Below are 3,410 nucleotides of genomic sequence, written 5' to 3'. Positions count from 1 at the left end.
CTCCAATGTCAGGTTTCATTAAATTTTTAAACGCTATGCCCACGACATGATCCACTTAACTCGAACAACCATCGCACTATTCTTTATCTCGATTCTTCCATTGCAATTATCTGCAGCAGAGGCGAGTTTGACTCCCGGTGAAAGAGTTATCGCCGTAGCCTCCGTTCAGCCGGTAGAGAAGTTTTCAATTGAAAATGCGCCAAACGGCCTGGATATTATCTTTCCCGGCCCGGCCTTCTTCGTGAAAAAGGGGGTTGAAAAGAATCGAATCAACGAACTTAAGGCGGCGCTGGAAAAGCAGGCCTTCAACGTACAAGAGGAACTTGCATCTGCCACTTTGAGTGCTTTGAAGGAGGCCAACCAAAGCGCCATACCGGGAGATGGAATCAAATATGAAAAGGACGACCCAACTTCGATTGACTACAAAAATAGCGCAATCACCGCGGACAGCATACTGACAGTGACCATATCGAATATGGGACTTTATTCCAGTCGGCTAAAGACGACGTTCGCACCCAGATTGAATATCTCGTTTGAACTCGTAGACATAAAGACAGAAGATTCGATCTATTCGCAATCCATCAGTTATGGTGCAGACGCCAACAAGAATTCGGATGACGAGATCACCGCCAACGCGAATTACACGTTCGCATCGTTCGAGGATGCCCTCAGTAGAGCGGGGGAGCTGGTTGAGGCGTACCGAGATGGAATCAAGAGGACGGCGCAACTCGCTGCTCAACAAATCAAAAGGGCGCATTAGGCGGCACGACCGGCGGATGTAAGTCAATTACGCTTTTCGCACGCCCATGAAAAACCTACCCCATCATTCCTGCGGACTGCCTGCGGCAACCGTTCACCTCAAACATTAGGAATCAAGGAACACATGCTCCACGACCCGTGGCTTGGCCGATGGCTTCCGATGCTCCAGGAGTCCGTTGGCTCACAGCCGGTGCTTGAGATCGGCTGTGGAACGGGCGCAGACACGTCCACCTTGGTCGGTGCCGGCCTTTCTGTTCTCGCCTTCGATCTTTCCGCCACCTCTGTCGCCGCTGCGAGGCTCCGGGCACCTCAGGCACGCATCTCATGCCAGGACATCAGGGATCCGTTTCCCCTCCGCTCTGGCGAAGCGGGTGCCGTTGTGGCAAGCCTCACTCTGCACTACTTTCCATGGCATGAAACCCTGGAACTTGTGAGCCGGATCAGGCAGACGCTCAAGCCGGGTGGGCTGCTCTTGTGCCGGCTGAACTCGGTCCAGGACAAGAACTTTGGAGCCACTGGGCATCCTGCCATTGAGCCCAACTACTACCTTGTTGACGGCCAGGCCAAGAGGTTCTTTGATGCGCAGGGCGTCGACGAACTGTTCGCAACCGGATGGCAGGTCTTGTCCAGGGAACACCAGACGACCAACAAGTACGTTCGCAAGAAAGCATTGTGGGAGGTCTTGGTACAACGCGGCACCTGATCCACCGTTCCAGCGGACCACCTTCGGCGGCCGCTGAACTCAAACGTTAGGCATCGCGAGGGCTCTTCGGCAACTGCAGCGCCTCATCATTGTCTCTCTGGCACCCAGGTGAGTCACTACGTGCAGAATTGGCGCGGGCACATCGCCCGTGAGAACCACAGGAAACATGAATGTTTACGCTTGACACCTGCTGCACCTTGGTGCCGTATTTCGAGGTCCAAGACGGACAACTTGACGCTTTCAAAGCTCTGGCGCAGAAGCTCGTCGCCAAGACGAGCACGGAGCCGGGTTGCCTGCACTACGCCTTCTCTTTCAGCGGCAACGTCGCCCACTGTCGCGAGGGATACGTAGACGCAGCCGCCCTGCTCGCACATCGTGAGAACGTTGCTGAATTGCTTGGCCAAGCGCTGAAGATCGCAAAGATCGTCAGGTTCGAGGTCCACGCGCCAGAAGCGGAGATCGATAAGCTTCGCGGCCCGATGGCATCGCGCAATCCACAGTTCTTCGCGCTCGAAGAAGGCATTCGCCGTAGCAGCGAGGCCTAACCCTTGAATCGAGAGGGCCGCCTTCGGCAGCCTATCATCTCAAACGTTATGCGTACTGAACTCGCCGCACTGGTGCCACGTCACAAGAGTGATCTGCAAGTCGCACGTGATGTTGCGGGTCGCAGCTTCGCCGAAGTTGAACCCATTGTTCCCGCGCTTCTAGAGTGGACCCAGGACCGCAATTGGCCGGTGGCCACGATCCTCGGTCCGTTCTTTGCGAGCGTAGGCGTACCGCTCGTCCCCTACCTGCGTCGAGTCTTCGCCACGGACGACGAAAGCTGGAAGTACGAAGTCATTGTTTCCATCATCCGGCCGTCGTCGGAGTTGTGTTCGGCCTTGTCAAAGGATCTTCGGCGCATGGTTGACAGCCCGACAGCTGCTGAGGAGAAGGAAGAAGTGAATGTCGCGGCGTCGGAAGCATTGGAATCTCTCGCCGGTGATGGCAACGCATAACATGTCAATCGACACGGACCCGCAACAGCAGAAGGCGGCTTCGCCACTTGTGTTGGTGGTCCGATCATTTTTACGTTAGTTCCCACAGAGGGCTAGTGTTTGCGGCTGTGTTTGAGCAGATGCACTGGGTCATGGCCAGCTCGGCTTGGCGGACATATGCCAAGGCCTCATCAAGGCCGCAGGCCCCGCAGCGCCAGCCGGCTTTCAAAGCGTCGTTGCTCGCCTGTTACCGGGTCCGTGAACGCAATGGACTTGGCCAGCAACTGCAGCGGATAGCGATAATCGTCTTCCGGTGTCACTTCGACCGGCGGATACATGCGGTCATTCAGCAGTGGCAGGCCGAGCGCATTCATGTGTACGCGCAGCTGGTGCTTCTTGCCCGTTACGGGATTGAKGGCATACAGCGCGTGGTCGCCGCGTACCTCGATCACATCGATCTGCGTGTGGCTGTTGGGCTCACCCGTTATTTCACGCTGCCGGAAAAAAGGTTCGTCTTCGACGATGCGGCTTTTGCGTGTGAGGGGAAAGCCAATATCGCCGCGCCATGGCGCCACGGCTTCGTAATGCTTCGTGACCTCATGCCGGCGGAACAATGACTGGTAGGCATCACGCTCCGCCGGGTTGACGGAGAACAGCACCAGGCCTGCGGTTTCACGGTCGATGCGGTGAATCGGCACCAGGCCGTCGATGYCGAGCCGGTTTTTCAGGCGCACCAGCAGGGTCTCCTGCAGGTAGTGGCCGGAGGGCGTCACAGGCAAGAAATGCGGCTTGTCGGCCACGACAAGGTGTTCGTCCTGAAACAGCACGGACTCTTCAAACGGAATGCGGGGTTCTTCGTCCAGTGCGCGGTAGTAGTACACGCGCATGTGGCCACGGTAGGGGCGTTCGGCGGTGACGGCTTCACCGAATTCATCGACCACCAGGCCGTCCTGCATGCGTTGCAACCATAC

Annotated in this window: 5 protein-coding genes; 4 read left to right on the top strand and 1 reads right to left on the bottom strand. The window is 56.7% G+C overall.

What is annotated here, in order from left to right; all coding sequences use genetic code 11:
* Nucleotides 1–46 precede the first annotated feature (46 nt).
* The 4 genes from AC1D1P_RS18215 to AC1D1P_RS18200 all read left to right on the top strand — a co-directional run bounded on the left by AC1D1P_RS18215 (nucleotide 47) and on the right by AC1D1P_RS18200 (nucleotide 2,460).
* A complete protein-coding gene (locus tag AC1D1P_RS18215) occupies nucleotides 47–760 on the top strand; it encodes a hypothetical protein (RefSeq protein ID WP_477668944.1) in 714 nt (237 codons plus the stop codon).
* A gap of 123 nt (nucleotides 761–883) precedes the next feature.
* Entirely contained in the window at nucleotides 884–1,462 is a 579-nt protein-coding gene (locus AC1D1P_RS18210; protein WP_477673932.1) for a class I SAM-dependent methyltransferase, read from the top strand.
* A 170-nt stretch (nucleotides 1,463–1,632) separates the two neighbouring features.
* On the top strand, nucleotides 1,633–2,007 hold the full coding sequence (locus tag AC1D1P_RS18205) for a putative quinol monooxygenase (protein WP_477673931.1): 375 nt from the start codon (nucleotides 1,633–1,635) through the stop codon (nucleotides 2,005–2,007).
* A 48-nt stretch (nucleotides 2,008–2,055) separates the two neighbouring features.
* A complete protein-coding gene (locus tag AC1D1P_RS18200; RefSeq protein WP_477673930.1) occupies nucleotides 2,056–2,460 on the top strand; it encodes a DUF5071 domain-containing protein in 405 nt (134 codons plus the stop codon).
* A gap of 170 nt (nucleotides 2,461–2,630) precedes the next feature.
* Here the strand turns inward: AC1D1P_RS18200 and AC1D1P_RS18195 are convergent.
* A partial coding sequence (locus AC1D1P_RS18195; protein WP_477673929.1) for an RluA family pseudouridine synthase occupies nucleotides 2,631–3,410 on the bottom strand: 780 nt, incomplete at its 5' end.

The organism is Polaromonas sp. P1_E1_2 (genome assembly GCF_056406035.1).
This window is presented reverse-complemented; position numbering and strand designations above follow the sequence as displayed.